Raw genomic sequence first — 24,517 nt, forward strand, 5'->3', positions numbered from 1 at the left:
ATTATGCTCTATTTCTTGATGTGTGAAATTTTTTGTTGTTGAGAGATAAAAGTTGCTAAAGACTCCTTTATGTGACTATATTTTCCTTAAAGCATAACAATTTATTGATATAGATTTGTAACCTTATACCCAGCTAAGTAAATAATAAGGGTATAAAAAGACAGTACGTTTGCGCGTATCACACGTTACTCGAGGGACTCTAGCTTATGTCTACAGAAAATGCATTATTGACGATCTTAATAGATAGGATTAATAACGACACTTTGGTATTACCAACCTTACCTGAAATTGCAGTGAAAGTGAGACAAGCTGCAGATGACCCAGAAGTAAATCTGATGCAAATGGCTGATGTGATTTCACAAGATCCTGCACTCGCGGCACGCATGATAAAGGTGGCAAACAGTGCGTTTATGGGGCGCTCTGTAAAAGTAAATACATTAAACCAGGCTGTGACACGAATTGGTCTTAGACAAATCAAAAATATAGCAACCGCTATGGCGATGGAGCAGCTGTTTGTCTCTAACAACAAGTTAATTAAAACTTATATGGACAAAGCCTGGCAGAAAACATTAAAGGTAGCCTGCCAAGCCATTACCTGTATGGACTTTTACCTTCGTGTTAACAAACATACGTCACTAAACAAAGATACCATTACGCTTGCGTCTCTCGTTTTCAATATTGGTGTTTTACCCATATTAACCGAAGCAGAACGCCATCCTGAGGTATTTGCAAACCCAAGCTTCTTAGCACACGCCATTCAAAAGCTCGCAGGTAAGATTGGTGGTGCCATTATGCGTGAGTGGGGCTTTACCGATGAGTTCGTAGAAGTCGCTGAAAGTTGGTCGAACCCGAACTATAAGCCAGATCATGTCTGTTATGTCGACTTTATTCGTGTCGGCGCTATTGCTGAAGGTATCTTACAGGTGTCAGACAAGGCTACGTCTTTAAAAATGTACGAAGATAAAAGTGTCATTCGCTCTTTAGAAATGTTCACCAGTGATGAATATCTATCAACACTTGAAGATGTGAAGAGTATGTTCGCCGAATAACTAGGGCGTGTTGACCTTTGCTTCGTAACTCATTTCGCGTATTGAAAGCCTTTGATTTGAACAAAATTCATACCTTAAAGATAAACACGCCCTAAAAATTAAAAAGCCATTCAATTTTGAATGGCTTTTTGTTTTTCTGACGATGATTAAACGCTTAGCTTTTAGCTATGAATGACTAATTCTTCGTTCGTTGTGTTTGCTGCTTTTTCTGATACATACCAAACACTATTTTTATCACCCTTGTATGCTCTTCTGGCAACTTTATTTGCGCATACATAGAAGAACCAAGCAAAGGGGAGGGCCATCACCTCTAACATGATTTCAGCAAAACTATCCGCATGCCAAAGCCCAAGGTTAGGTAGTAAAAGTGCAATCAAAGAGTTAAGTGGCACAATTAGACACAATATAGCGCTGGCTTTGAGTGTATAAATGGCAGTAACAGAAGGACCCTTGATAAAAGCGGCTATGACAACGACAAAGAAAGTCAGGTAGTACAGCCACAAATAAGCAATATTCACATTTAATGACGTCAAGCTTAGCCATTTTGTGGCAGCAAATGCCAGTGAGATAGCGCAAATACAACCGAGTGCGATACCGACCGTTAGTTTAGCCAGAACTAGGCTTGATTTAGATTGCGTCGCTTGTTTTTGTTTTCTGCGTTTTTCAATCCACAGTAGATTTCCAGTATAAAACAACAGTGCGCCGAGTAAGCCCATGACAAAATAAGCCCATTGGCCAAGTGTGCCGCCATAACTGCCGAAGTGCAGAGCAAACAAGGAAGAGACAATACTTACCCAAATACCTTGATCGCCACCTTTTATACTACTGGCATTGATTTCGAGTGTATAAGGGTGCATAAAAATGAAATCAGTCGTAGGACCACGCATCATTTCTCTTGGATGAGTGATATTCACTGAAGCGCTAGGGCTAGTGGTATTTAAACGAGATAATGTAATGCGCTCAATTTGATAGCCCGGGGCATAAGCTTGTATCTTGGCCTTGATGTCATCTAGGCTTGGAAGCTCTTTAACATTGTATTGATACTCTGACTTTTGCTGCTCTGGAAATAGCTTTTTATCTCCATAGACACCAAACAGCCCACCATACAAAAAGTCATGGAATGCAAAGACGAACACGGTAAAAGCAATCACGATATGAAAAGGTAAGCTGCTCACGCCTATTAAATTATGACTATCGAGCCAAAACCGGCTTGCCGACTTATCTTTTCTCAGTGCAAAGAAGCTTTTTACCAAAGTAGGTAACAAAAAGATTAACCCTGAAATTAAAGCAATAAAATACAAAAATGAGGCTATGCCAAGAATATAACCACCAAATAAGTGGTGACCTATTTCACCAAAAATACCGCCCGTTTGATGTAAGTAATCGAGTAAGCCCGACAGGTGATTGACCTGACTGAGTTCTTTATTTATCTCGCCGTGCTCATTGAAGCCAGCATGCCAAACTTGTTCATTTACATTAACTCCTCGGCCATTACCTTCTTCATACCAAGTGATGGGAGAGTGATTGTCAGAATAGTGAAGGGTAACGGCATTAATGGCTTTTTCTTCGTTCGCAAGTACATGGTTTAATAGGACTTGATGCTGCCCATCTCTCACTTGAGAAAACTGCTTACTAGGCGGTGTGCTCCATTGATCTATGGTGTCAGTGAACATCACTAATGCACCCGCAAAGAAGCCTATAAATAATAACAGCCCGGTTGTGATCCCCGTCCACGTGTGAAGCGTTTGGTATGTTCGAACAATGTCGGCCCTTATTTTCATAGCAAGCTCCTTAAGCCAAAAAATATTGTGCAGATGATTAAGTTTGCTGACAACAAGTAGATAAATGCTTGTTTGGTTGTTTTGAACATATAAATAAAGCTGACAATCAACATCCAGATTGGCGTAACAATCCACATATTAAATTGGGTTTTCCAGAGTAGGCGTTGGTCGCTTAGGTTAGTGTTAATACTGTCTGGCCCAAACCATACAATTAACGCCACAATGCCATAACTCAACGCTAATCCAAGAAAAACACCTACCGCTGTTTTGCCCCACCATTGAGGTTGAATTTTTTGATGTGCCTGGCTCATCGAATGCTCCTAATCAAAAAACTAGAGATGGGGATGATGATCAGCAAAAGCATAATTAGCATGAGCCAAATAAAAACGCTTGCTGCACCATTGAAGATAAATGGACTGATCACTGCTGAGGAAATTAACAGCAAATAACCGAGCTGTTTAAATTTTTTAGATATAGGGGTGTTTAAAGCCAATTGGTGTCGATTAGACGCATAGATGAAAGATACTCCAGCGGCTATAAACGTTAAAAAAACGAATAGCACTACTCACTCCATGTAAACTTGATTGTTAAAATAGGGACAGATTATACACAGACAAGTCGCACTATCAATGATAATGCGACTGAGAATTGATGTTGTTTAATTGTTCCTTAGTCTAATCTAGGCTATTTGTTTTTCCGCAAGATTGAGTTCCATCGTTGCTTTTAATAAACGATATAAATTTATCGATGCATCAATTTCTTCTTTACGATTAGTTAAGCTTTCAATATTCAAACCAAGCGGTACATTTAGATGTGCACAGCTTTGAATGATCAGGTCTAAATTTTCACGACAGATGCGGATTGACTCGCTTAACGGGTTTTGTGAGTCTAGCATGCGCCATTTCGTTGCTTCTGGCACTGAAATACCCAGCCATTCCATAAACTGCAATGTCTTCTCGCCGCCACATGGGGTAAAGGTAAGAATAATACGTTTAGGCTCAAGTCCTTGTTGGTGACAACTACGAGCATAGCTCGTGATTAAATCAATCGTCGCCTGTGCATTGTAAACAGCTTGAGAGATAAAGAATTCACACCCTTGTGCTGTTTTTTCTAACAAACGCTCGTGTTCGTTTCGCTTATTCGCATGGCGTTCAGCAATCGTCACACCACCTAAGAAAAAGTCATCTTGGTGCTCTGCAATCGTTTCGTATGCTTTAGGCAGGCTAAGTTTAACTTCGCCATTTGAAGATGGACTACCTACTAATACAAGATTGTTTAAGCCATGCTTAGTTTTAGTATTGTTAAGCCATTGATTAAATTCGCTCGCCTCACGTTGTGCCACACTTTTATAGGTGATGACATCAAGTTGTGACAGCTCTTTAACGAGTTGGCTGTATTCACATGGATCTACAGTGTGCTTAAACGGAAAAGGGCGCGGAACTTGAGTGCGGCTACTTTCATCTTGAATGTCGTAAATAACGACACCGTCATATTCAATTTCATGTAAACGGCCAAGTAGCTTTTGTGCAATGGTTTTGACTTGTGCTTCATCAGTCCCCATCTTTGGCGGAGTAGTACCAATTAAATATACGCCTTGATTAGGGTCCAAAATTTTCTCTTGTAATGATAAAGCCATGGTTCTCATTCCCATTGGTTGTGCTGATGAGGTAAATATAGCAGCCATTTAGACGTCTAGATAGATTTTTTTTCATGAAACTTATTCAAACACTATGAATTTCTCTCATGTTGTTTTTGAGGCTTAAGGGATAATTCAATAGCGTAGATATATTTATTTACATAAATATTGCTTTGAAATGAGCGAGTCACAGTAATTTATTGCATAATTGAAGCGGTAACATATGTGATACCAATCCTCAATAATACTCAATTATTTTGAGAGACTAAAACTGATGATAACCTCGTTGGGAATTTCTCATTTAGAACAACTAAATAGCCAAATTTCCGCCTTGCCTACTAGAAGTAGGTACCTCGGCGTGAGCGCTGTTATCGATAAGTTTTCCTTGCCTCAAAATAGATCGCTTAATTAAGAGGAATGGTATGAAAAATAAAAACTGAATTTGGAAATCACATGAAATTTAAACTTTTGGCAACTAGCCTTGCAGTGACTTTAGCACTGTCAGGTTGTATGAGTAATAATGCACAGACAAGCAATACAGCGAATGCCACTGTTGCATCAGCGTCTGTTGAGAACAAAGTATTTGCACAAGACTATGTGTTAGAAGAACTAGAAAATGGTCTTCGTGTGATGGTTGTTAAAACGGATTATCCTGATGTTGTATCGCTACAAATTCCGGTATCTGTAGGCTCTAGAAATGAAATCGAAGCAGGCAAAACTGGTTTCGCACACTTCTTTGAACACATGATGTTTAAAGGCTCTGAAAAATTCCCACAAGATGTGTATGCAGATATTCTGAAAAACTCAGGGGTAGACAACCGCGCTTACACGACAAACGACTACACAAACTACCACTTAAATTTCTCTAAAGAACATTTAGACAAAGTACTTGAAATCAAAGCGGACATTTTCCAAAACCTAAAGTACTCAGAAGAGCAGTTTCGTACTGAAGCACTGACGGTTAAAGGCGAGTATTTAAAAAATAATGCAAGCCCAATCCGTAAACTACTTGCTGCAGTGCGCAAAGAGGCATTTGAAAAGCACACTTATAAGCACACCACAATGGGCTTTTTCGAAGATATTGAAGCCATGCCTGATCAAATGGCGTATGGCCAGACTTTCTTTGAACGCTTTTATAAGCCAGAGTATGTTTCACTTGTGATTGTGGGCGATGTTGACCCGCAAGAAACCATGAATATGGTTAAGAAGCACTGGGGCAATTGGAAAAAAGGTGACTACCAAGCGGATATTCCGGTAGAGCCAAAACAACAAGCGCCTAAATATGTGCATGAACAGTTCGAAGGCATGCCGGGTCACTGGTTACTGGTATCATACAAAGGCACTGCTTGGCAGCCGACGAAAAAAGATCGCGCAGCACTTGATCTGATCTCACAGCTTTATTTCTCTTCGAATTCAGAGTTATATCAAGAGCTCGTAGTAGACAAACAGCTTGCTAGCCAAATGTTTACTTATAATGCAGAGACAAAAGACCCAGGTTTATTACATGTCTTTGTTAAAGTTGAAAAAGAAGAAGATTTAGCCGCAGTACGTGATGCAATTGCAAAAACATATGCTAAAGCACGCACTGAGCTGGTGGATGCAGATAAGTTAGCAGCATTGAAGTCAAACCTTAAATACAGCTTCATCAATGGACTAGATTCATCACAAGCCATTGCGTCAACACTTGCAAGCTATATGCACTTTGAGCGTGACCCAGAAGTGATCAACCAGTTATATGCGTCTGCAGATGCCATTACAGCTGAAGACATTCGTGACATTGCAAACAAATACTTCGTCGATAATGGCCGTACGACAGTGACCATGTCTGCACTTGAGACTGTTTCTGGTTTCGATAAAGAAGTGTCTGTATCAGCGCTTGCTAAACAAGCGAGCCAGCCTGTTGAGCGTCACTTCAAGGTACTAGATAAAACCAATAGTTCACCATTGGTTGATGTGAACTTATTATTTTACACTGGTGCAGCGGCTGATCCGGCAGGCAAAAAGGGTGTTGCGGCATTAACAGCTGCTATGGTCGCACGTGGTGGCTCACAAACTAAGAGCTACAAAGAAATTCAAAAAGCTCTTTATCCAATTGCAGGTAGCTTTGGCTATCAGTTAGATAAAGAAATGATTTCTTTACGTGGCCGCGTACACAAAGATAACGCTGAGCAGTGGTATGCACTTGTTAGTGAGCAATTGTTAAACCCAGGTTTTAGAGAAGATGACTTTAAACGTCTTAAGAAAGAGCTAATTGATGGCATTAAAGCGGGCTTGAAATCTTCAAATGACGAAGAGTTGGGTAAAGAAGTGCTTTATCATAAGCTATACGAAGGTCACCCTTATGAAAGTTATAACTTAGGTGATTTGTCAGATCTTGAAGCGTTAACCCTAGATGACGTGAAAGCATTCTATGCATCACAATTCACCCAAGCTAAGTTAAACGTGGGTATTACGGGTGATTTAGACAATGACGTGAAAACACAGATGCTGAATGATTTAGCTAGCCTACCAAAAGGTGATGAAGCGCGTTTAAGCATTCCTGATGCGCCTAAACTAGCGGGACGTCATGCGACGATTGTTGAGAAAAATGCGAAATCTACAGCAGTATCATTTGGTTTCCCAATCGACACAATCCGTAGCTCTAAAGATTGGACTGCACTTTGGCTAGTTCGCTCTTACTTTGGTGAGCACAGAAGCTCAAACAGCTTCTTATATCAACGCATTCGTCAGGTACGTGGTATGAACTATGGTGATTATGCGTACATTGAGTACTTCCCACGCGGTATGTTCCAAACTAAGCCAGATGCGAACCTAGGTCGTTCAGAGCAAATTTTCCAAGTGTGGTTACGTCCACTGCGTTCAAACAATGATGCGCATTTCGCAACGCGCGTTGCTTTGTTTGAATTAGACAAGCTAATTAAAGATGGCATGACTGAAGCTGACTTTAATGCAACACGTAACTTCTTGAGCAATTTTGTACCTCAACTGGTGGCAAGCCAAGATCGTCAGCTAGGTTATGCACTTGATAGCGAATTCTACAACACAGAAAGTTTTGTTGAGTACGTTCGTAAACAACTTGCTTCACTGACAGTGGAAGATGTGAACCGTGTTATTCGTGAAAACCTGCAAACTGATGATGTGCAGTATGTATTCATCACAGGTGACGGCAAAGACATGCAAAAACGTCTTGCAAAAGAAACGGTTTCACCACTGAAATATAACTCAGATAAGCCTGCAGCACTTATCAATGAAGATAAGCAAATTGAAAGCTATAAGCTGAATATTCCTGCGAAAAACATTGAAGTGTTGGATGTAGAGAAAGTATTTGAGTAATTAAATACTTTCTCTGTCGCAACTTATATTGTGACAGCGACAAAAAAGCCGCTCATTGAGCGGCTTTTTTGTTATTTGAAATAAGTACTGTTAGGCTTGTTTGATAGGTGTGACATTCTCATCAGCATCGCTATCATTCACATCAGCATCTTTCTTTGACTTTTTCGCAGGTGTACTTGGTTTTGAACCTTTAAGTACATTAATAAAGTCATCTTTTTGCTTCGCCATTTCTAATGCCAATGACTCAACTTGTTGCTCACTCAGCGGCACATCCACTTTACCTAGCATCTCTTCTAAAGACTCAGCAACATCAAGCATTTTGTCGTAAGCATCAGCCTCTTTTTTGCTGGTAAAGGTCATGCGCTCGACTCCATTTCTTTCTACCACATACTTAACAACAACAGCCATGATACACTCCCATTTGCACTGTTTTTTTATACAGTAATCTTTTAAGGCCTATTTTGCAAGCTATTAGGTCAATATTAAGACTTTAGTTATGTTGATAGGTATTAAGTTTGACTTTCATGTCATTGTCATCTTTATTTAACATTACTCGTATGAGTAATTTGGGTAAGGAGTTTTACCCGTCATTTATTAAATTTCAAGGATTTTCCAGGAGGGAAATATGATCAAAGCATTACTTTTAGCCACTAGTTTGTTTGTTGCACCATCTGTATTAGCAGAATCTGCACAGCAACAAGCGTCACAAGAAATTCAATCTGAAATTCATCAGACAATTAATATTAATGAAGCTTCTCTCGAAGAGCTTGTAAAATTGCCAGGGATCGGAAAAGGCAAGGCGAGGGCCATTGTTAGTTTCCGCGAGCAAAATGGACCTTTTGACGACCTTAACTCCTTAATGGCTGTTAAAGGGGTTGGTAAAAGCATCGTCGCTAAGTTAGAAGGGAAGGTAAAGTTTTAAGCTTTAAATGCTCAGATGAAAAACTAGAAAAGGGCAAAATTGCCCTTTTCTAGTTTTGGTTTTGCCTTTCAAACTCAGCAATGGCATCCTTCAGTTTGCTTTTGGTAAATGCAATTTCCAGAGGCGTAGTGAGAAGAGGGTATAAGATACCTGCCAGCAACAAAGGTGGTAGTAAGTACCAGCCTTCAAAATAAGCCAAAGAAATAAAAAATGGCATTAGGATGGCGAGTTTACAGCAGCCTAATAACACTTTTTCAGGCGCTTCTAAGTGACTCAAAGCTATGGCGATGATTTGTTGCTTATCACGAAGCTTGTAAGGCTTTAACTGCTCAATATTGCGAAGATTAAAATGCATTTAATGTTACTTTTTTACTAAAGACCAAAGAATAAATGGTACAACAACTAAGAAGCTGATCGCATATAACGCGAAAATGACTTCCATCCAACCAGGCATGCTTAAACCAACAAACTGCCAGTCTATGCTGCCACAATCACCGGTTGCGGCAAAAAACGCCGGGATCCACTCATGTAATGGCATAAACTCTGGGAAGTTAGGAACAATATCGCAAGTGAACGCAAATGGATCAGTTGTGGTTTGCATATTTAAATGCTCTTTTGCCAACATGTAACCCCAAATACTACTTACGCCCCATGTTGCAGCGCCAATACCACGGAAAATACCGTTACTTGGGGAAATAAAACCAATAAGACCTGCGGCAAACACGCCCAACACAGCCGTTCTTTGATAAATACACATGATACAAGGCTCTAAGCCCATTGCGTATTGAAAGTATAAAGCCGTGACTTCAAGTAAAAATGCTGTCAGTGCCAACAGGCCCCACGCTTTTCTGGAAGTAGGAAGGGTGTTCAACCAGTTCATAAGATTCTCTTATTGTTATATTAAGTTAGCTATCAGATAACTTGCATTACAAATAGGTTCAATTTTTCAGGTTAAGCGAACCTAAATGCTGCGAAACTGAATTACGTTGTGGGTATTATGCTGACAGAGGTTATAAGCTGCAAGAATTAACGGTAGTTGGTAAATTTTACTTAACCAGTAGAACAAAAAATGAATTGTAAAACAGGGCGACTTCTCCACTTGTTAGTTGCAAAGCATCTGGTACAATCAGTGGATTAAATTGCAGTTGCCAAGATTAAAGCGGTGTTAGATGAGAATTTTTAAAGCTAAAAGCCCAGCGGGATTTGCTGAGGAATATATTGTTGAATCAATTTGGAATGGTGAATTTCCACCAGGTTCAATTTTACCAGCTGAAAGAGAACTCTCTGAGCTGATTGGCGTAACTCGCACAACGTTACGTGAAGTATTGCAGCGCTTGGCGCGTGATGGCTGGTTGACGATTCAGCATGGTAAACCTACCCGCGTAAATAACTTCTGGGAAACATCAGGTTTAAATATTCTTGAGACACTTGCGCGTCTTGATGAAGATAAAATGCCAGAGCTGACTGATCAGCTTTTATCTGCACGTACCAACATCAGCGCAATTTATACGCGTGCGGCAATTAAAGTAAATCCACAGGCTGTAATTGAAACGCTTGAAAAGAGTAAAGACATAGAAGATAACGCTCAGGCATTTGCAGATTTTGACTATCAAGTTCACCATCAGCTAGCGTTAGCAGGTAACAACCGAATTTATGTTTTGGTGCTAAATGGTTTCAAAGGCCTTTATTCTAAGATTGGTGGTCATTATTTCTCAGACCCACGTACCCGCGCACTGGCTAAGCAATTTTATTTAGACCTTATAGCGTTGGCTGAAAAAGGCGACTTCGATGGTTCAATTTCTTTACTAAGAAAATATGGTCATCAAAGTGGTGAAATTTGGCAGCAAATCCGTGGTGATATGCCATCAGATATCATGGACTAAACTCTATTGATTGAAAAAAGCCCGTAGGGGCTTTTTTTATGCCTATAGTTTATACAATCAAAAAAACTGATTGTAGCTATCGGTTTATTTGATTTTCAATTTTTTGAGTGTCCCCATAAACTTGTGAAAATTTTTAATTGGGGTTGTTTTTTTATAACTAGCCTCAATAATAAGTGTCAAAGCAAATTGATATTGTCATTTTGCATTGGATATAACCCTAACTAATTGGAGAAAACCATGGGTGTATTAGTAGGCCGCAAGGCACCTGACTTTACAGCAGCAGCAGTATTAGGTAACGGTGAGATCGTTGATGGTTACAACCTTCACGAGCGTATTAAAGGTAAAAAAGCGGTTGTATTCTTTTACCCACTAGACTTCACTTTCGTTTGTCCTTCAGAGCTAATCGCTTTCGACAAGCGTTACGACGAGTTCCAAAAGCGTGGTGTTGAAGTTATCGGTGTTTCAATCGATTCTCAATTCTCACACAATGCATGGCGTAACACACCAGTAAACGAAGGTGGTATTGGTCCAGTTAAATACGACTTAGTTGCTGACGTTAAACACGAAATCTGTCAAGCATACGACGTTGAGCACCCAGAAGCTGGTGTTGCTTTCCGTGGTTCATTCCTAATCGACGCTGAAGGTAACGTACGTCACCAAGTAGTTAACGATCTTCCTCTAGGTCGTAACATCGACGAAATGCTTCGCATGGTTGACGCACTAGCGTTCCACGAAGAGCACGGTGAAGTATGTCCAGCAGGTTGGACTGAAGGTAAATCAGGTATGGACGCAAGCCCAGAAGGTGTTGCTAAGTTCCTAGCTGAGAACGAAGGCGAGCTATAATTTAGCCCTTTAGTTTTTAAAAGCCCGCGGTTGCGGGCTTTTTTGTGCCTGCGAAAAATAGTGAAATGATGTTCTTTGGGAGTAAATTGTGCAAGTCATATACTTACCCCCATAAATTTAACTGGCCAACGCGTTTGAATAGTTCAACACTTAAATAAACGGCAAACAGGCTGATAACTGGGGTTGCCAAAAGACTCACTAGCGTTAATTCATTAGCCATTGTTTTCTTCCTTGTCGTTTTTAACTGCTTTCTTAGCATGCTTATCAGATTCAGACTTCAATACTTTAGATGCTGTCTCAAGTGTATTTTTCTTAACTTCTTCGATACTCGCGCTAATCGCATTTGAGATCAGATTACTAATTTCAGCTGTAATAGGGTTTTCATTAGCCTGTACTGAAGAAGCTGTGAATAATACCGTGCCGATTAATGTTGCTTTAACTAGTGAGTTCATGACGTTCTCCTTTGTATGATTAGTTAGTCGCAATAACTATTACAAAGGTTGTGCCAATCGATAAAAATATTTTAAGTCATTGTTTTTATTTGGTTTAACTTTTTATGGAAAGTTGGTGAAAATAACATTTGATTATTTTCACCAACATGAAGTGGTAAAAAAAACTAAATTTTAGTTAATCTTGCTCTAAAATTGAGTGCAGTAACTGCTTAACTACTTCAGGTTCAAAAGGTTTGTCGCATAATGCGTTAACACCAGACTGTGCAACGTTTGCAAGATGAGTGTCATTGGCTTCAGATGTCACCATCAAGATAGGAATATGAGAGTGCTCACCTGAGTTACGAATATGCTCAGCTAACTCTTGGCCATTTACATTTGGCATATTAAAGTCTGTGACAATGAGGTCAAACATCTGTTCATTTAAGAAGTTTATCGCTTGTTCACCATCTTCAGCTTCAGTAAAACGGCTTGCCCCCAAATTAGTTAGCACACGACGAATATGATTTCTCGCCAGTCGTGAGTCATCAACAATAAGAATACGCAAATCTTGCACATCGTATAGTTCAAGCTCAAGCTCTTGCGGAGACAGTAAGTCTAAGGTTGCATTGAGTGCGCGACCAAGGTGCACCTTAGTAAAAGGCTTAGGCAAGATCGCCACTACACCAGATTGCTTAAATGCTTCAAGCTGGGCTTTGCGTGTTTCACTTGAAACCAGCATAAAAGGGATCGGCTGTTCGGGTTGGATTTCAGCAATATACTGTTGAACATCGAGGGCACTGCCATCACTCAAATGTAGGCTAGAGATAACTAGGTCAGGCCTATGTTTTTCTAGAAAGCTTTTTGCAGAGTCTACGGTATCTGCAAAGTCGATGTTCGTTACGCCTTCAGATTCAAGCTCTTTTGCAATAATTTTTCTTTGTGTTGCTGAGGGCTCAACAAGCAGGATAGCAAGATCTGCACTGAGAAGCTCATTCATGATTAGTACTACTTTCAATTAACCAAAATAAGGACGTTAATGTAACCAATTAACATCCTATTAGCTAGTTTGAAATGACTTTTTAAAGGGCAAATTAGCGTCTGTAAATATCAGATTCGGGAATATCAATTAAAATCAACACTGCGCCTTTACCACCATACTCAAGAGGAGCTTGATGCATTGCTAAAATATCTGGGTGCTGAACCAAATACTGTGGCACTTTATGTCTGAGGATATGTTCACCAATACCATGTACAACACAAGCACAATAATGGTGTTGTTTTTTACAGGCATGGATCAAAGCAGCCAACTCTTCTTTTGCGCTGTCTTTACTTAAGCCGTGCAAATCTAAAATTAACTCAGGCGCAATATCGCCACGTCGTAATTGTTTAGCTAAGAATTTATCAGCGCCTTCACGCACATAATTTACCGTGCCGTGGGTATCGATATCTGGGATATATTCGTCAGAAAAATAAAATTCTGCTTTGTGTTGCTTAGTTTGTTCAGCAACAATTTTACCTTTAAACGGGGTGTTATCACGTTTAAATTGCACGGTATCTTGTTTTATCTTTGTGGCACCAGAAATTGACTGACGAAATAGGTCGATGTCGTCGTCTTGCATGCTTATGTGTGATTTATCTTTGTTCATTGGCGCATTCTAAATAAAAAAAGCATAAAAACCTAGCTGAAAAACGGCTACAATGGCAGCAGAATTATTGTCAAATTATTGAGTACCGTATGACAGAGTTACAAATTACAGATGAGTTGGCGCAAGAAGCGTGTTCTGAACTATTCACGATTCAAGACTGGTTACGTTGGACAACGACGCAGTTTGTGAATAATGGGCTGTTTTACGGTCATGGTACCGACAATGCCTGGGATGAAGCCGTAAGCCTTGTTTTACCCGTTTTAAACTTGCCATTAGATACCCCAAAAGAGTTATTAAATGCGCGTTTAACCAGTAGCGAAAAACAACATTTAATGGGTTATATATTAGCACGTGTCAATGACAGAACGCCGGTTCCATATCTGACTAATCAGGCTTGGTTTGGCGGTTTGCCTTTTTATGTAGATGAGCGGGTACTTGTTCCACGTTCGCCATTTGCTGAAATGATCAAAAAGCAATTTGCACCTTGGGTCACAGAGCCTACAAAAGTAACGCGTATTCTCGATATGTGTACTGGCTCTGCATGTATTGCGATAGCATTGGCAAAAGCGTTTGAACATGCGCAAGTAGATGCGGTTGATATCTCTTTTGATGCGCTAGAAGTGGCAGATATCAATATTACTGAGCACATGATGCAAGAGCAGGTGTTTGCGATCCAATCCGATGTATTCAGTGGTGTACCGGGTCAGAAGTATGACCTAATCGTCGCAAACCCGCCGTATGTCGATGCGGAAGATATGTCAGATTTACCAGAGGAGTTTCACCATGAGCCAGAGCTCGGTTTAGCATCGGGTGAAGATGGCTTAGATGTGACTCGTGTTATCTTGCAAGAAGCGGCGGAACATCTAACTGATAACGGTTTGTTATTTGTTGAAGTAGGTAACTCTATGGTACATATGGATGCACTATATCCAAACGCGCCATTTACATGGTTAGAGTTTGAACATGGTGGATTAGGCGTGTTTATGATCTCAAAACAACAACTCGTCGAGTATTTTGCTGATTAAATTTAATTTTTAATCAGTTTTTTAAATGTCATTTGGAATGAGGGTGAATAATGGCAGGTAATAGCATTGGCCAACTTTTTAAGGTCAGTACCTTTGGTGAGAGCCATGGGGTAGCATTGGGGGGCGTTATTGATGGCGTACCCGCAGGACTAGAGTTAACAGAAGCGGATATGCAGTTCGACCTAGACAGACGTAAACCAGGTCAAAGCCGTTATACCACGCAAAGGCGTGAAGGTGATGAAATTAAAATTTTATCGGGCGTTTTTGAAGGTAAAACCACAGGAACTAGTATTGGTCTGTTAATTGAAAATACCGATCAACGTTCGAAAGACTACAGTAAAATTGCTGAAGTGTTTCGTCCTGGTCATGGTGACTACACATATTGGCACAAATACGGTCACCGTGATTATCGTGGTGGCGGTCGCTCTTCAGCGCGTGAAACTGCAATCCGTGTTGCTGCAGGTGCCATTGCTAAAAAGTATCTAAAGCAATTTCATGGTATTGAGATTAATGCTTGTTTATCACAATTGGGTCCTATCAAAGCTGAAAAGTTTGATTGGTCAGTGGTAGAAACAAATCCATTCTTTTTTCCAGATGACACAAAATTAGAGTCGCTAGACGAATATATGCGCGATTTGAAAAAACAGGGCGACTCTATTGGTGCGAAAGTGACATTAGTCGCGAAAAATGTGCCTGTTGGGTTAGGCGAGCCTGTATTCGACCGACTCGATGCTGAAATAGCCCATTCATTAATGAGTATTAATGCGGTTAAAGGCGTAGAGATTGGCGATGGTTTTGATGTGATAGAGCAGAAGGGCTCTGAGCATCGTGATGAGTTAACACCAGAAGGTTTTACCAGCAATCACGCAGGAGGCGTATTAGCCGGTATTTCTACAGGACAAGACATTGTCGCATCGATTGCATTAAAGCCTACCTCAAGTATTACTATTCCAGGCCAAAGCATTAACACACAAAATGAGTCAGTAGAGATGATCACTAAAGGTCGTCACGACCCGTGTGTTGGCATTCGTGCGATTCCAATTGCAGAAGCCATGTTAGCCATTACTTTAATGGATCATCTATTAAGACAGCGAGGTCAAAACCCGCATGTCAATCTTGAGCATGGGCCTATTCCAGCTCAGAAACCCGCATAAGCCTGACAAAAACAAAAAACGCCACTTTTTTGTGGCGTTTTTTATGGGTAACAGTTTTTAGCTGTTGTATTTTTCGCAGGCTTCAAGCGTATTCTCGATTAAGCTTGCGACAGTCATTGGGCCGACACCACCAGGTACTGGTGTAATAAAGCTGGCTTTTTCTTCAGCGATGCCGTACTGCACATCACCGACTAGTTTGCCAGACTCTAAACGGTTAATACCTACATCGATCACGATAGCACCTTCTTTAACCCAGTCGCCTGGAATAAACTCAGGCTTACCGACTGCAACAACAAGTAAGTCTGCGCGGCGAACGTGTGCTTCTAGATCTTGCGTGAATTTGTGGCAAACCGTCGTAGTACAACCTGCAAGTAATAGTTCTAGTGACATTGGGCGGCCAACGATATTTGAAGCGCCCACTACAACTGCATGCATACCTTTATATCTTACGCCTGTTGAATCAAGTAAAGTGATGATGCCTTTTGGTGTACATGGGCGAAGTGCCGGCATACGTTGCGCTAGGCGACCGACGTTGTAAGGGTGGAAGCCATCAACGTCTTTATGCGGTGTAATACGTTCAAGTACTTTTTCTGCGTCTAATCCTTCTGGCAGAGGTAATTGCACCAGAATGCCATCGACTTCTGGATCATTATTTAGCGTGTCTACTAATTCAAGTAGCTCTGTTTCTGTGGTGTCGCCTGGTAAATCGTAAGATTTAGAGACAAAACCCACTTCTTCACAGGCTTTACGTTTTGAACCTACGTAAACTTGGCTAGCAGGATCTTGGCCTACTAAAACTACTGCAAGACCAGGCGCTCTTAAACCTTGTTCTATTCGCTCAGCAACGCGCTGTGCAACATTAGTACGAACTTGTTTGGCGATCGCCTTTCCATCAATTATGTTTGCCGTCATGATTGACCTTATTGGGGTTATAAACTTGAACGAATCATACAAAGTGTATTTATGGGGTTACTTTGTATCTAGTTACAATCAATTGATTGTAACTCTAAATACGTATTTTCTCAGAAATGCCTTAATTCGCCAAGGTAAGAATCATCTTTATAGTAATATATACCCAAACCACCTCACGATACGAGGTTCAGCGAGAATTGATTGGCTGTCAGACAAGGCATCGATTTGAAGGTCTAGTGGTTCTAAATCGAAAATTGATAACGCAGTATGAAAGCCAATCAAACTCGCCCAAGGGAGCGTGCTTTCAGTCCTATTTCATCGTCAAAGAACTTGGAAAGGACTCGTCATTACGCTGCGTCCTTTTCCTCGAACTAGAACAGAAGGCAGCGCTCTGAATCATGCATCTTGAGGAAGTTTGGGTATATACTTTTATACATAAAGTAAAAACTACTGAAAACTGTTTGTTTTTCATCATTTCTTGTTATTTATTCATCATTTTGAAGTAAAAATAGGCAGTTGGAATATTTTCTAAAAAAAATGTTTGACCTCAATCGGTCAAATCACTATTATGCACCCCGTTGTCAACGAGGACTCTCGGAGATAACAAAATGGTATCGGCGATTAGCGCAGTTTGGTAGCGCACTTGGTTTGGGTCCAAGGGGTCGCAGGTTCAAATCCTGCATCGCCGACCACTTTTAAGATAAGAAAAAGTAGCATTTTTGATGTTTACTTCGAGTTTGCGCCCTTAGCTCAGCTGGATAGAGCAACGCCCTTCTAAGGCGTCGGTCGAAGGTTCGAATCCTTCAGGGTGCGCCATTCTTATTTTAGTCCTTATGTAGTGGCGGCTGTAGCTCAGTTGGTAGAGCCCTGGATTGTGATTCCGGTTGTCGTGGGTTCGAGCCCCATCAGTCGCCCCATCTACATACTCTTTTATCGGCGATTAGCGCAGTTTGGTAGCGCACTTGGTTTGGGTCCAAGGGGTCGCAGGTTCAAATCCTGCATCGCCGACCACTTCTCAAAAAATATATTGTCGGCGATTAGCGCAGTTTGGTAGCGCACTTGGTTTGGGTCCAAGGGGTCGCAGGTTCAAATCCTGCATCGCCGACCATCTTATACTCTCTCTTTTTAGTCATCTTTTAATCAGTCAGTCTGTTATTCACTATTTATTTACCTTCATAGCTCGACTACAGCAATGAATCGGTTATAATGCCGCGTCTATTGTTTAACATAGCGCCCAGTAGGGCAGGCAACAAGATTGTCTAATAGGGTTAAATACACGTATTGCGTTTTTAACTAAGCTAATTAGTGCAACTTGTTTCTAAGGAAGGCGCATTGGCGCCAAAAATGAAGATTGAGGTAAATCATGCAAGTTTCTGTTGAGACGACTCAAGGCCTTGAGCGCCGTCTGACTATCACCGTTCCTGCAGAGAACGTTGAGACTGAAGTTAAAAAACGCTTACAACAACTGTCTAGAACTCAGCGTATCGATGGTTTCCGTCCAGGTAAGGTACCAGTAAAAGTAATCGCTAAGCGTTACGGTGCAGCTGTACGTCAAGAAGTTGCTGGCGATATCATGCAACGCAACTACATCGAAGCAATTGTTTCTGAAAAGCTAAACCCAGCTGGCGCACCTGCGTTCGCACCTAAGTCTTTAGAAGAAGGCAAAGAGCTAGTATTCGAAGCAACTTTTGAAGTTTACCCAGAAGTTGAACTAAAAGACCTTGAGAAAATCGCTGTTGAAAAGCCAGTTGTTGATGTAACTGACGAAGATCTAGCTAACATGCTAGAAACACTTCGTAAGCAACACGCTACTTGGACTGAAAGCGATGCAGCTGCTGGCGAAAACGACCGTGTAACAGTTGATTTCCTAGGTACTGTTGACGGTGAAGAGTTCGAAGGCGGTAAAGCTGAAGATTTCCCTCTAGAGCTAGGTCAAGGTCGTATGATCCCTGGTTTCGAAGACGGTATCGTTGGTAAAAAAGCAGGCGAAGAAGTTGTTGCTGATGTAACTTTCCCTGAAGAATACCACGCTGAAAACCTAAAAGGTAAGCCAGCTCAATTCACCATCACTGTGAAGAAAGTAGAAGTTCAAGAACTTCCTGAGCTAAACGACGAATTCGCAACTAAGTTTGGTGTTGCTGAAGGTGGCGTTGACGCACTTAAAGAAGAAGTTAAAAAGAACATGTCTCGTGAGCTAACTCAAGCAGTTAAAGCGAACGTAAAAGACCAAGCTATCAAAGGTCTTTTAGAGACTAACGAAGTTGAAGTGCCTAAGTCACTTATCGACCAAGAAATCGATGCGCTTCGTCAACAAGCGGCACAACGTTTTGGCGGCAACGCACAAAACATGCCTGAGCTACCAGCTGAGCTTTTCCACGAGCAAGCAGTAACTCGCGTTAAGACTGGTCTACTTCTTGGTGAAGTGATCAAGTCAAACGACATCAAAGTTGATGACGTTAAAGTTGAAGAGCTAATTGCATCAGTTGCATCTGCTTATGAAGATCCAAGTGAAGTAGTTGCATACTACAAATCAAACGATCAAATGATGCAGCAAATGCGTAACGTAGCTATGGAAGAACAAGCTGTTGAAGCTATTCTTGCAAAAGCTGCAGTGACTGACGTTGAAAAAGCATTCGACGACATCATGAATCCACAGCAAGGTGCTTAATAAGTCATTGACTTAAAGCTTTGCTAACGATTTAATGGCTCGTGATACTCTTTTTGAGGATCCGAGCCATTTTACTTTCTGTAGGTAAAATATCCGCAAAACGCAGCGCCAGATTTTGGCGGCTCCTAAGGAATGAATAACAATGAATGATGGTATGTTTGATCCACTTAATGCATTAGTCCCTATGGTTGTTGAGCAAACAGCGAAAGGTGAACGCTCTTTTGACATTTATTCACGTCTTTTAAAAGAACGTATTATTTTCTTAACTGGACAAGTTGAAGACCACATGGCAAACCTTATTGTGGCGCAACTATTATTCTTAGAATCTGAAAGTCCTGATAAAGATATTTATTTATACATCAACTCGCCTGGCGGTTCGGTAACGGCGGGGATGTCAATTTATGACACTATGAACTTCATCAAACCTGATGTAAGTACGGTATGTGTTGGCCAAGCAGCGAGCATGGGCGCATTCTTATTGTCAGGTGGTGCAAAAGGTAAACGTTACTGCTTACCGAACTCTCGCGTGATGATCCACCAACCATTAGGTGGCTTCCAAGGTCAGGCGTCTGATTTTGAAATTCATGCAAAAGAGATTTTATCTATCAAAGAAAAACTAAATCGTTTAATGGCTGATCACACAGGTCAAGAATACGAAAAAGTAGCACACGACACAGACCGTGATAACTTTATGACTGCAGAGCAGGCATTAGAGTATGGTCTAATCGATGCAGTTCACACTCGCAGAGATTTAAAATAAGTTATAGTTCCAATCATCAATATTTCTCAAAATTGATCATTTATTTAAGATTATTGGTATAAATCAGGGCAAAGTTAATTTGCCCTATGTTAACTATGCTAATTTTTAGATTCTTTGATATAGTTAACAACATGATTATTGTTATCTAGAGCAGATAACGCAAAACGATGAGGTAGCTGAATGTCAGATACACCAACAGACGGCGACAAAAATACAAAGCTTTTATATTGCTCATTTTGTGGCAAAAGCCAACATGAAGTGAGAAAGCTGATTGCTGGACCTTCTGTTTATATTTGTGACGAATGCGTCGATCTGTGCAACGACATTATTAGGGAAGAAATCAAAGATATTGCACCAAAGCATGATTCTGGTGATAAACTACCTGTTCCTAAAGAGATCCGTAATCACTTAGACGACTATGTTATTGGTCAAGAGCACGCTAAGAAAGTTTTAGCCGTTGCTGTATATAACCATTACAAGCGTTTAAAGAATCAATCTGTAAAGTCTGAAGTTGAACTAGGTAAGAGTAACATTCTACTTATCGGTCCAACGGGTAGTGGTAAAACGCTACTAGCAGAAACGCTGGCAAGATTACTTGATGTACCATTTACTATGGCTGATGCAACAACATTAACTGAAGCGGGTTATGTTGGTGAAGACGTTGAAAACATCATTCAAAAGCTGCTACAGAAATGTGATTACGATGTAGAAAAAGCACAGCGTGGTATTGTTTATATTGACGAAATTGACAAAATTTCTCGTAAGTCAGACAATCCATCAATTACGCGTGATGTATCAGGTGAAGGCGTTCAGCAAGCTTTACTTAAGCTGATTGAAGGTACCGTTGCGTCAGTGCCACCACAAGGTGGCCGTAAGCACCCTCAACAAGAGTTCTTGCAGGTAGACACTTCTAAAATCTTGTTCATCTGTGGTGGTGCATTTGCTGGGCTTGATAAAGTCATTGAACAGCGCAGTCATAAAAACACAGGTATTGGTTTTGGTGCAGACGTTAAAGCGTCAGATTCAGAGCGTTCTTTAAGTGAAACATTTAAAGATGTTGAGCCTGAAGATTTAGTGAAGTACGGTTTAATCCCAGAATTTATCGGTCGTCTTCCAGTTGTAGCGACGCTGACAGAGCTTGATGAAGCAGCTCTTATTCAAATTTTAAGTGAGCCTAAAAACGCGCTGACTAAACAATTTGGTGCACTTTTCAAAATGGAGGGTGTTGAATTAGAGTTTAGAGAAGACGCCCTTAAAGCGATTGCACATAAAGCGATGGAACGTAAAACAGGTGCTCGAGGCCTGCGTTCTATTGTTGAAGGTGTACTGCTAGATACCATGTATGATTTACCTTCAATAGAAGATGTCAGTAAAGTCGTTATTGATGAGACTGTGATTAAAGGTGAATCAGATCCAATTCTTCTTTACGAAAACGGCAACCAAGACAAAGCTGTTTCAGAATAATTAAGATTCGGTATAAAAAAGGAGCCAATGGCTCCTTTTTTTATCAATCGGTTGAACTTTATGGGTTTAATCCCCATATTGCCATTATTAACGAATAACCAAAATGCGAAGAGAAAATAATGACACTTGAGAGAACTGATCGAGTCGAAATTCCTGTGTTGGCCCTACGCGACGTAGTTGTGTATCCGCATATGGTGATCCCGCTATTTGTTGGTCGTGAGAAATCGATCAGATGTCTTGAAGCGGCGATGGAAAAAGACAAGCAAATTTTTCTAGCCGCGCAGATGGATGCTGCGGTTGATGATCCTTCAACAGATGAAATTTATACAACAGGTACAATCGCGACTGTATTACAGTTATTAAAATTACCTGATGGCACAGTTAAGGTGCTAGTAGAAGGTACTCAAAGAGCGCGTATTGAATCATTTATCGAAACTGACGAATACTTTTCTGCGACTGCACAGTTTGTTGCTTCACAAAATATTGATGAGCAAGAACAAGATATTTTCGTGCGCAGTGCAATTAGCCAATTTGAAGGCTATGTAAAGCTTAATAAGAAGATCCCACCAGAAGTTTTATCCTCTGTGTCTGGCATCGATGAAGCAGCACGACTAGCCGATACTATGGCTGCACATATGCCTATTAAGGTACCAGAAAAGCAGAAAGTTTTAGAGCTTGAAAGCGTAACAGAGCGCTTAGAGTACTTAATGGCGCTTATGGAAGGTGAAATTGACCTACTACAAGTAGAGAAAAAAATCCGTTCTCGCGTTAAAAAGCAGATGGAAAAATCGCAGCGTGAGTACTATCTGAACGAACAAATGAAAGCGATTCAAAAAGAGTTAGGTGAGCTGGATGATGTACCTGATGAATTTGAAGCGTTGAAAAAGCGTATCAGCGAAGCACAAATGCCTAAAGAGGCAGAAGAAAAAGCCACAGCTGAACTGAACAAGTTAAAAATGATGTCACCAATGTCTGCAGAAGCGACAGTCGTGCGTTCGTACATTGATACCATGATCAATGTACCTTGGAAGAAGCGTTCTAAGGTGAAAAAAGATTTAGCTGGCGCTGAAAAAGTCTTAAATGCTGATCACTATGGCCTTGAGAAAGTAAAAGAACGCATTATTGAATACCTAGCAGTTCAACAGCGTACCAACAAACTAAAAGGTCCAATCCTATGTTTAGTGGGTCCTCCAGGCGTAGGTAAAACCAGTTTAGGTCAGTCAATTGCACGTTCCACGGGTCGTAAGTATGTGCGTATGGCACTGGGTGGTGTTCGTGATGAAGCTGAGATCCGTGGTCACCGTAGAACTTACATTGGTTCAATGCCAGGCAAACTCATTCAAAGCATGAGTAAAGTTGGGGTGAAGAACCCATTATTCTTGCTTGATGAAATAGATAAGATGTCATCGGATATGCGTGGTGATCCAGCCTCTGCATTGTTAGAAGTATTAGATCCAGAACAAAACAGCACCTTTGCAGATCACTATTTAGAAGTCGATTACGACTTATCAGATGTGATGTTCGTTGCGACGTCTAACAGCTTCAATATTCCAGGTCCTCTTCTTGACCGTATGGAAGTGATCCGCCTATCTGGTTATACCGAAGATGAAAAGCTGAATATTTCTAAGCAGCACCTTATTCCAAAGCAGATCAAGCGTAATGGCTTGAAAGAAGGTGAGGTTGAAATCGAAGATAGCGCTATTATAGGTATTATTCGTTATTACACGCGTGAAGCGGGTGTTCGTAGCCTAGAACGTGAGATCTCAAAGCTTTGCCGTAAAGCGGTAAAAGACATCTTATTAAACAAAGACAATAAGCAAATTGTTATTAATGGCGATAATTTAGAGTCTTATTTAGGTGTACATCGCCACGACTTTGGTAAAGCAGAAGACGGTGACAGAATTGGCCAAGTGACTGGCTTGGCATGGACTGAAGTTGGTGGTGACTTACTGACTATCGAATGTGCGTCTATGCCAGGCAAAGGTAAGCTGTCATTTACAGGCTCTTTGGGTGATGTAATGCAAGAGTCGATCCAGGCAGCTATGACGGTTGTTCGTAGTCGCACTGATAAATTGCGCATTAATGATGACTTCTATGAAAAGCGTGATATTCACGTACACGTGCCAGAAGGTGCAACACCTAAAGATGGGCCGAGTGCCGGTATTGCTATGGTGACTGCTTTAGTTTCTAGCCTTACTGGTAACCCAGTTCGTTCTGATGTGGCGATGACAGGTGAGATCACTTTACGTGGTGAAGTACTGCCTATCGGTGGTTTAAAAGAAAAGCTACTGGCAGCACATCGTGGCGGTATTAAAACCGTTGTTATTCCAAAAGTGAATGAAAGAGACTTGAAAGAGATTCCTCAGAATGTACTTGAAGGCCTAGAAATTCACCCAGTTTCTTGGATTGACGAGGTGTTATCACTGGCTTTAGCTGAACCAATCGAGTCATTTTCTGTTGAAACTCAGAAAAAAGTCGAAAATAGCTAAAAAAGTGCTGTAAAGGGCTTTTCAAATCACATTGGTGTGATAAGTTAAGCTCTGATTCAAGCCTAGGCCTTATGTGGCTTAGGCTTACAAAGATTTTAAGAATTAGAAAGTAGTTCACTTTCTAGTAGTAATAACAAAAAGTGGTAGTTATCAAAAAATGCTCTCGCTTTTGATAATAACAATGTAAGAGGATGATATTGTGAATAAATCTCAATTAATCGATCAAATCGCAGCTGATGCTGATATCTCTAAAGCAGCGGCAGGTCGTGCGCTAGATTCATTCATCGAGTCAGTTACTGGTGCGTTAAAAGATGGCGATTCTGTAGCATTAGTTGGTTTCGGTACTTTTTCTGTACGTGAGCGTGCTGCACGTTCAGGCCGTAACCCACAGACTGGTGAAACTATCCAAATCGCAGCTGCGAACATTCCTTCTTTCAAAGCGGGTAAAGCACTGAAAGACGCAGTAAACTAATTAAATTAGTGACGAGGCTTTACACTGATTCACGTTTATAACGCTAAGT

At 40.8% G+C, this 24,517-nt stretch carries 23 protein-coding genes and 5 tRNA genes; 18 read left to right on the forward strand and 10 right to left on the reverse strand.

Going from position 1 to position 24,517, the window contains the following annotated elements; translation table 11 throughout:
- Window positions 1-206: 206 nt before the first annotated feature.
- Window positions 207-1,049, forward strand: coding sequence for an HDOD domain-containing protein (locus ABMY35_RS07360; protein WP_349285613.1), 843 nt, complete (start codon window positions 207-209; stop codon window positions 1,047-1,049).
- A 161-nt stretch (window positions 1,050-1,210) separates the two neighbouring features.
- Here ABMY35_RS07360 and ABMY35_RS07365 read toward each other — a convergent pair whose 3' ends face one another.
- Window positions 1,211-2,830, reverse strand: coding sequence for a PepSY-associated TM helix domain-containing protein (locus ABMY35_RS07365; protein WP_349285614.1), 1,620 nt, complete (start codon window positions 2,828-2,830; stop codon window positions 1,211-1,213).
- Entirely contained in the window at window positions 2,827-3,141 is a 315-nt protein-coding gene (locus ABMY35_RS07370; RefSeq protein WP_349285615.1) for a hypothetical protein, read from the reverse strand. The genes ABMY35_RS07365 and ABMY35_RS07370 overlap by 4 nt, the downstream gene beginning before the upstream one ends.
- A gap of 3 nt (window positions 3,142-3,144) precedes the next feature.
- Between ABMY35_RS07370 and ABMY35_RS07375 the strand changes: the two genes are divergently transcribed.
- Window positions 3,145-3,279, forward strand: a complete 135-nt coding sequence (locus ABMY35_RS07375; protein ID WP_349285616.1) for a hypothetical protein — start codon at window positions 3,145-3,147, stop codon at window positions 3,277-3,279.
- A gap of 230 nt (window positions 3,280-3,509) precedes the next feature.
- On the opposite strand, the gene ABMY35_RS07380 is transcribed toward ABMY35_RS07375, so the two are convergent.
- Window positions 3,510-4,466 (reverse strand): hypothetical protein, encoded by a 957-nt coding sequence (locus ABMY35_RS07380; RefSeq protein WP_349285617.1) that lies wholly within the window; start codon window positions 4,464-4,466, stop codon window positions 3,510-3,512.
- A gap of 453 nt (window positions 4,467-4,919) precedes the next feature.
- Here ABMY35_RS07380 and ABMY35_RS07385 point away from each other — a divergent pair, with 453 nt between their 5' ends.
- Window positions 4,920-7,799: a pitrilysin family protein gene (locus tag ABMY35_RS07385; protein WP_349285618.1), complete on the forward strand. Its 2,880-nt coding sequence runs from the start codon at window positions 4,920-4,922 to the stop codon at window positions 7,797-7,799.
- 90 nt (window positions 7,800-7,889) lie between these two features.
- Here ABMY35_RS07385 and ABMY35_RS07390 read toward each other — a convergent pair whose 3' ends face one another.
- Complete coding sequence (locus tag ABMY35_RS07390; RefSeq protein ID WP_138484059.1) at window positions 7,890-8,207, reverse strand: YebG family protein; 318 nt, start codon at window positions 8,205-8,207, stop codon at window positions 7,890-7,892.
- A gap of 217 nt (window positions 8,208-8,424) precedes the next feature.
- Here ABMY35_RS07390 and ABMY35_RS07395 point away from each other — a divergent pair, with 217 nt between their 5' ends.
- Window positions 8,425-8,721 carry a helix-hairpin-helix domain-containing protein gene (locus ABMY35_RS07395; RefSeq protein WP_349285619.1) on the forward strand — a complete coding sequence of 99 codons (297 nt, stop codon included), beginning with the start codon at window positions 8,425-8,427 and terminating at the stop codon, window positions 8,719-8,721.
- A gap of 49 nt (window positions 8,722-8,770) precedes the next feature.
- On the opposite strand, the gene ABMY35_RS07400 is transcribed toward ABMY35_RS07395, so the two are convergent.
- The gene (locus ABMY35_RS07400; protein WP_349285620.1) at window positions 8,771-9,076 is read right to left on the reverse strand and encodes a DUF6170 family protein; all 306 of its coding nucleotides are present in this window, start codon (window positions 9,074-9,076) and stop codon (window positions 8,771-8,773) included.
- A 6-nt stretch (window positions 9,077-9,082) separates the two neighbouring features.
- Window positions 9,083-9,601 carry a disulfide bond formation protein DsbB gene (gene dsbB / locus ABMY35_RS07405; protein WP_349285621.1) on the reverse strand — a complete coding sequence of 173 codons (519 nt, stop codon included), beginning with the start codon at window positions 9,599-9,601 and terminating at the stop codon, window positions 9,083-9,085.
- 289 nt (window positions 9,602-9,890) lie between these two features.
- Here dsbB and fadR point away from each other — a divergent pair, with 289 nt between their 5' ends.
- On the forward strand, window positions 9,891-10,604 hold the full coding sequence (gene fadR / locus ABMY35_RS07410; protein ID WP_349285622.1) for a fatty acid metabolism transcriptional regulator FadR: 714 nt from the start codon (window positions 9,891-9,893) through the stop codon (window positions 10,602-10,604).
- Between the two features lie 237 nt (window positions 10,605-10,841).
- Window positions 10,842-11,447: a peroxiredoxin C gene (locus ABMY35_RS07415; RefSeq protein ID WP_130255311.1), complete on the forward strand. Its 606-nt coding sequence runs from the start codon at window positions 10,842-10,844 to the stop codon at window positions 11,445-11,447.
- A 212-nt stretch (window positions 11,448-11,659) separates the two neighbouring features.
- Here the strand turns inward: ABMY35_RS07415 and ABMY35_RS07420 are convergent, their stop codons facing one another.
- From ABMY35_RS07420 to smrB, 3 genes are all read right to left on the reverse strand, one after another.
- Window positions 11,660-11,899 (reverse strand): hypothetical protein, encoded by a 240-nt coding sequence (locus ABMY35_RS07420; RefSeq protein WP_349285623.1) that lies wholly within the window; start codon window positions 11,897-11,899, stop codon window positions 11,660-11,662.
- A 175-nt stretch (window positions 11,900-12,074) separates the two neighbouring features.
- The gene (locus ABMY35_RS07425) at window positions 12,075-12,875 is read right to left on the reverse strand and encodes a response regulator (RefSeq protein ID WP_349285624.1); all 801 of its coding nucleotides are present in this window, start codon (window positions 12,873-12,875) and stop codon (window positions 12,075-12,077) included.
- Between the two features lie 94 nt (window positions 12,876-12,969).
- Complete coding sequence (gene smrB / locus ABMY35_RS07430) at window positions 12,970-13,524, reverse strand: endonuclease SmrB (RefSeq protein ID WP_058030729.1); 555 nt, start codon at window positions 13,522-13,524, stop codon at window positions 12,970-12,972.
- Between the two features lie 89 nt (window positions 13,525-13,613).
- On the opposite strand from smrB, the gene prmB reads away from it, so the two are divergent.
- Both prmB and aroC read left to right on the forward strand, forming a co-directional pair.
- A complete protein-coding gene (gene prmB / locus ABMY35_RS07435; protein ID WP_138484075.1) occupies window positions 13,614-14,549 on the forward strand; it encodes a 50S ribosomal protein L3 N(5)-glutamine methyltransferase in 936 nt (311 codons plus the stop codon).
- 50 nt (window positions 14,550-14,599) lie between these two features.
- Complete coding sequence (aroC, locus tag ABMY35_RS07440; protein ID WP_349285625.1) at window positions 14,600-15,703, forward strand: chorismate synthase; 1,104 nt, start codon at window positions 14,600-14,602, stop codon at window positions 15,701-15,703.
- A gap of 57 nt (window positions 15,704-15,760) precedes the next feature.
- On the opposite strand, the gene folD is transcribed toward aroC, so the two are convergent.
- Window positions 15,761-16,615 carry a bifunctional methylenetetrahydrofolate dehydrogenase/methenyltetrahydrofolate cyclohydrolase FolD gene (gene folD, locus ABMY35_RS07445; protein ID WP_349285626.1) on the reverse strand — a complete coding sequence of 285 codons (855 nt, stop codon included), beginning with the start codon at window positions 16,613-16,615 and terminating at the stop codon, window positions 15,761-15,763.
- Window positions 16,616-17,230: 615 nt separating this feature from the next.
- On the opposite strand from folD, the gene ABMY35_RS07450 reads away from it, so the two are divergent.
- The 10 genes from ABMY35_RS07450 (at window position 17,231) to hupB (ending at window position 24,468) form a co-directional block, all read left to right on the forward strand.
- Window positions 17,231-17,307: transfer RNA gene (locus ABMY35_RS07450), tRNA-Pro, on the forward strand.
- 47 nt (window positions 17,308-17,354) lie between these two features.
- A tRNA-Arg gene (locus ABMY35_RS07455) sits at window positions 17,355-17,431 on the forward strand.
- A 25-nt stretch (window positions 17,432-17,456) separates the two neighbouring features.
- Window positions 17,457-17,532, forward strand: a tRNA-His gene (locus tag ABMY35_RS07460).
- A gap of 17 nt (window positions 17,533-17,549) precedes the next feature.
- A tRNA-Pro gene (locus ABMY35_RS07465) sits at window positions 17,550-17,626 on the forward strand.
- Window positions 17,627-17,646: 20 nt separating this feature from the next.
- A tRNA-Pro gene (locus ABMY35_RS07470) sits at window positions 17,647-17,723 on the forward strand.
- A 255-nt stretch (window positions 17,724-17,978) separates the two neighbouring features.
- Window positions 17,979-19,283: a trigger factor gene (gene tig / locus ABMY35_RS07475; RefSeq protein WP_349285627.1), complete on the forward strand. Its 1,305-nt coding sequence runs from the start codon at window positions 17,979-17,981 to the stop codon at window positions 19,281-19,283.
- 142 nt (window positions 19,284-19,425) lie between these two features.
- A complete protein-coding gene (gene clpP, locus ABMY35_RS07480; RefSeq protein WP_058030725.1) occupies window positions 19,426-20,043 on the forward strand; it encodes an ATP-dependent Clp endopeptidase proteolytic subunit ClpP in 618 nt (205 codons plus the stop codon).
- A gap of 180 nt (window positions 20,044-20,223) precedes the next feature.
- On the forward strand, window positions 20,224-21,507 hold the full coding sequence (clpX, locus tag ABMY35_RS07485; protein WP_349285628.1) for an ATP-dependent protease ATP-binding subunit ClpX: 1,284 nt from the start codon (window positions 20,224-20,226) through the stop codon (window positions 21,505-21,507).
- 119 nt (window positions 21,508-21,626) lie between these two features.
- Complete coding sequence (lon, locus tag ABMY35_RS07490; RefSeq protein WP_349285629.1) at window positions 21,627-23,996, forward strand: endopeptidase La; 2,370 nt, start codon at window positions 21,627-21,629, stop codon at window positions 23,994-23,996.
- 199 nt (window positions 23,997-24,195) lie between these two features.
- Entirely contained in the window at window positions 24,196-24,468 is a 273-nt protein-coding gene (hupB, locus tag ABMY35_RS07495; protein ID WP_010371157.1) for a nucleoid-associated protein HU-beta, read from the forward strand.
- Window positions 24,469-24,517 lie beyond the last annotated feature (49 nt).

Origin of the sequence: Pseudoalteromonas sp. BZB3 (genome assembly GCF_040104455.1) — a bacterium.
Classification (GTDB): Bacteria; Pseudomonadota; Gammaproteobacteria; order Enterobacterales; family Alteromonadaceae; genus Pseudoalteromonas.

Excerpts from the sequence above, each read along its gene's own strand:
- ABMY35_RS07360 (WP_349285613.1), top strand. The coding sequence starts at position 207 with ATGTCTACAGAAAATGCATTATTGACGATCTTAATAGATAGGATTAAT.
- ABMY35_RS07365 (WP_349285614.1), bottom strand. The coding sequence starts at position 2,830 with ATGAAAATAAGGGCCGACATTGTTCGAACATACCAAACGCTTCACACG.
- ABMY35_RS07370 (WP_349285615.1), bottom strand. The coding sequence starts at position 3,141 with ATGAGCCAGGCACATCAAAAAATTCAACCTCAATGGTGGGGCAAAACA.
- ABMY35_RS07375 (WP_349285616.1), top strand. The coding sequence starts at position 3,145 with ATGCTCCTAATCAAAAAACTAGAGATGGGGATGATGATCAGCAAAAGC.
- ABMY35_RS07380 (WP_349285617.1), bottom strand. The coding sequence starts at position 4,466 with ATGGCTTTATCATTACAAGAGAAAATTTTGGACCCTAATCAAGGCGTA.
- ABMY35_RS07385 (WP_349285618.1), top strand. The coding sequence starts at position 4,920 with ATGAAATTTAAACTTTTGGCAACTAGCCTTGCAGTGACTTTAGCACTG.
- ABMY35_RS07390 (WP_138484059.1), bottom strand. The coding sequence starts at position 8,207 with ATGGCTGTTGTTGTTAAGTATGTGGTAGAAAGAAATGGAGTCGAGCGC.
- ABMY35_RS07395 (WP_349285619.1), top strand. The coding sequence starts at position 8,425 with ATGATCAAAGCATTACTTTTAGCCACTAGTTTGTTTGTTGCACCATCT.
- ABMY35_RS07400 (WP_349285620.1), bottom strand. The coding sequence starts at position 9,076 with ATGCATTTTAATCTTCGCAATATTGAGCAGTTAAAGCCTTACAAGCTT.
- dsbB (WP_349285621.1), bottom strand. The coding sequence starts at position 9,601 with ATGAACTGGTTGAACACCCTTCCTACTTCCAGAAAAGCGTGGGGCCTG.
- fadR (WP_349285622.1), top strand. The coding sequence starts at position 9,891 with ATGAGAATTTTTAAAGCTAAAAGCCCAGCGGGATTTGCTGAGGAATAT.
- ABMY35_RS07415 (WP_130255311.1), top strand. The coding sequence starts at position 10,842 with ATGGGTGTATTAGTAGGCCGCAAGGCACCTGACTTTACAGCAGCAGCA.
- ABMY35_RS07420 (WP_349285623.1), bottom strand. The coding sequence starts at position 11,899 with ATGAACTCACTAGTTAAAGCAACATTAATCGGCACGGTATTATTCACA.
- ABMY35_RS07425 (WP_349285624.1), bottom strand. The coding sequence starts at position 12,875 with ATGAATGAGCTTCTCAGTGCAGATCTTGCTATCCTGCTTGTTGAGCCC.
- smrB (WP_058030729.1), bottom strand. The coding sequence starts at position 13,524 with ATGAACAAAGATAAATCACACATAAGCATGCAAGACGACGACATCGAC.
- prmB (WP_138484075.1), top strand. The coding sequence starts at position 13,614 with ATGACAGAGTTACAAATTACAGATGAGTTGGCGCAAGAAGCGTGTTCT.
- aroC (WP_349285625.1), top strand. The coding sequence starts at position 14,600 with ATGGCAGGTAATAGCATTGGCCAACTTTTTAAGGTCAGTACCTTTGGT.
- folD (WP_349285626.1), bottom strand. The coding sequence starts at position 16,615 with ATGACGGCAAACATAATTGATGGAAAGGCGATCGCCAAACAAGTTCGT.
- tig (WP_349285627.1), top strand. The coding sequence starts at position 17,979 with ATGCAAGTTTCTGTTGAGACGACTCAAGGCCTTGAGCGCCGTCTGACT.
- clpP (WP_058030725.1), top strand. The coding sequence starts at position 19,426 with ATGAATGATGGTATGTTTGATCCACTTAATGCATTAGTCCCTATGGTT.
- clpX (WP_349285628.1), top strand. The coding sequence starts at position 20,224 with ATGTCAGATACACCAACAGACGGCGACAAAAATACAAAGCTTTTATAT.
- lon (WP_349285629.1), top strand. The coding sequence starts at position 21,627 with ATGACACTTGAGAGAACTGATCGAGTCGAAATTCCTGTGTTGGCCCTA.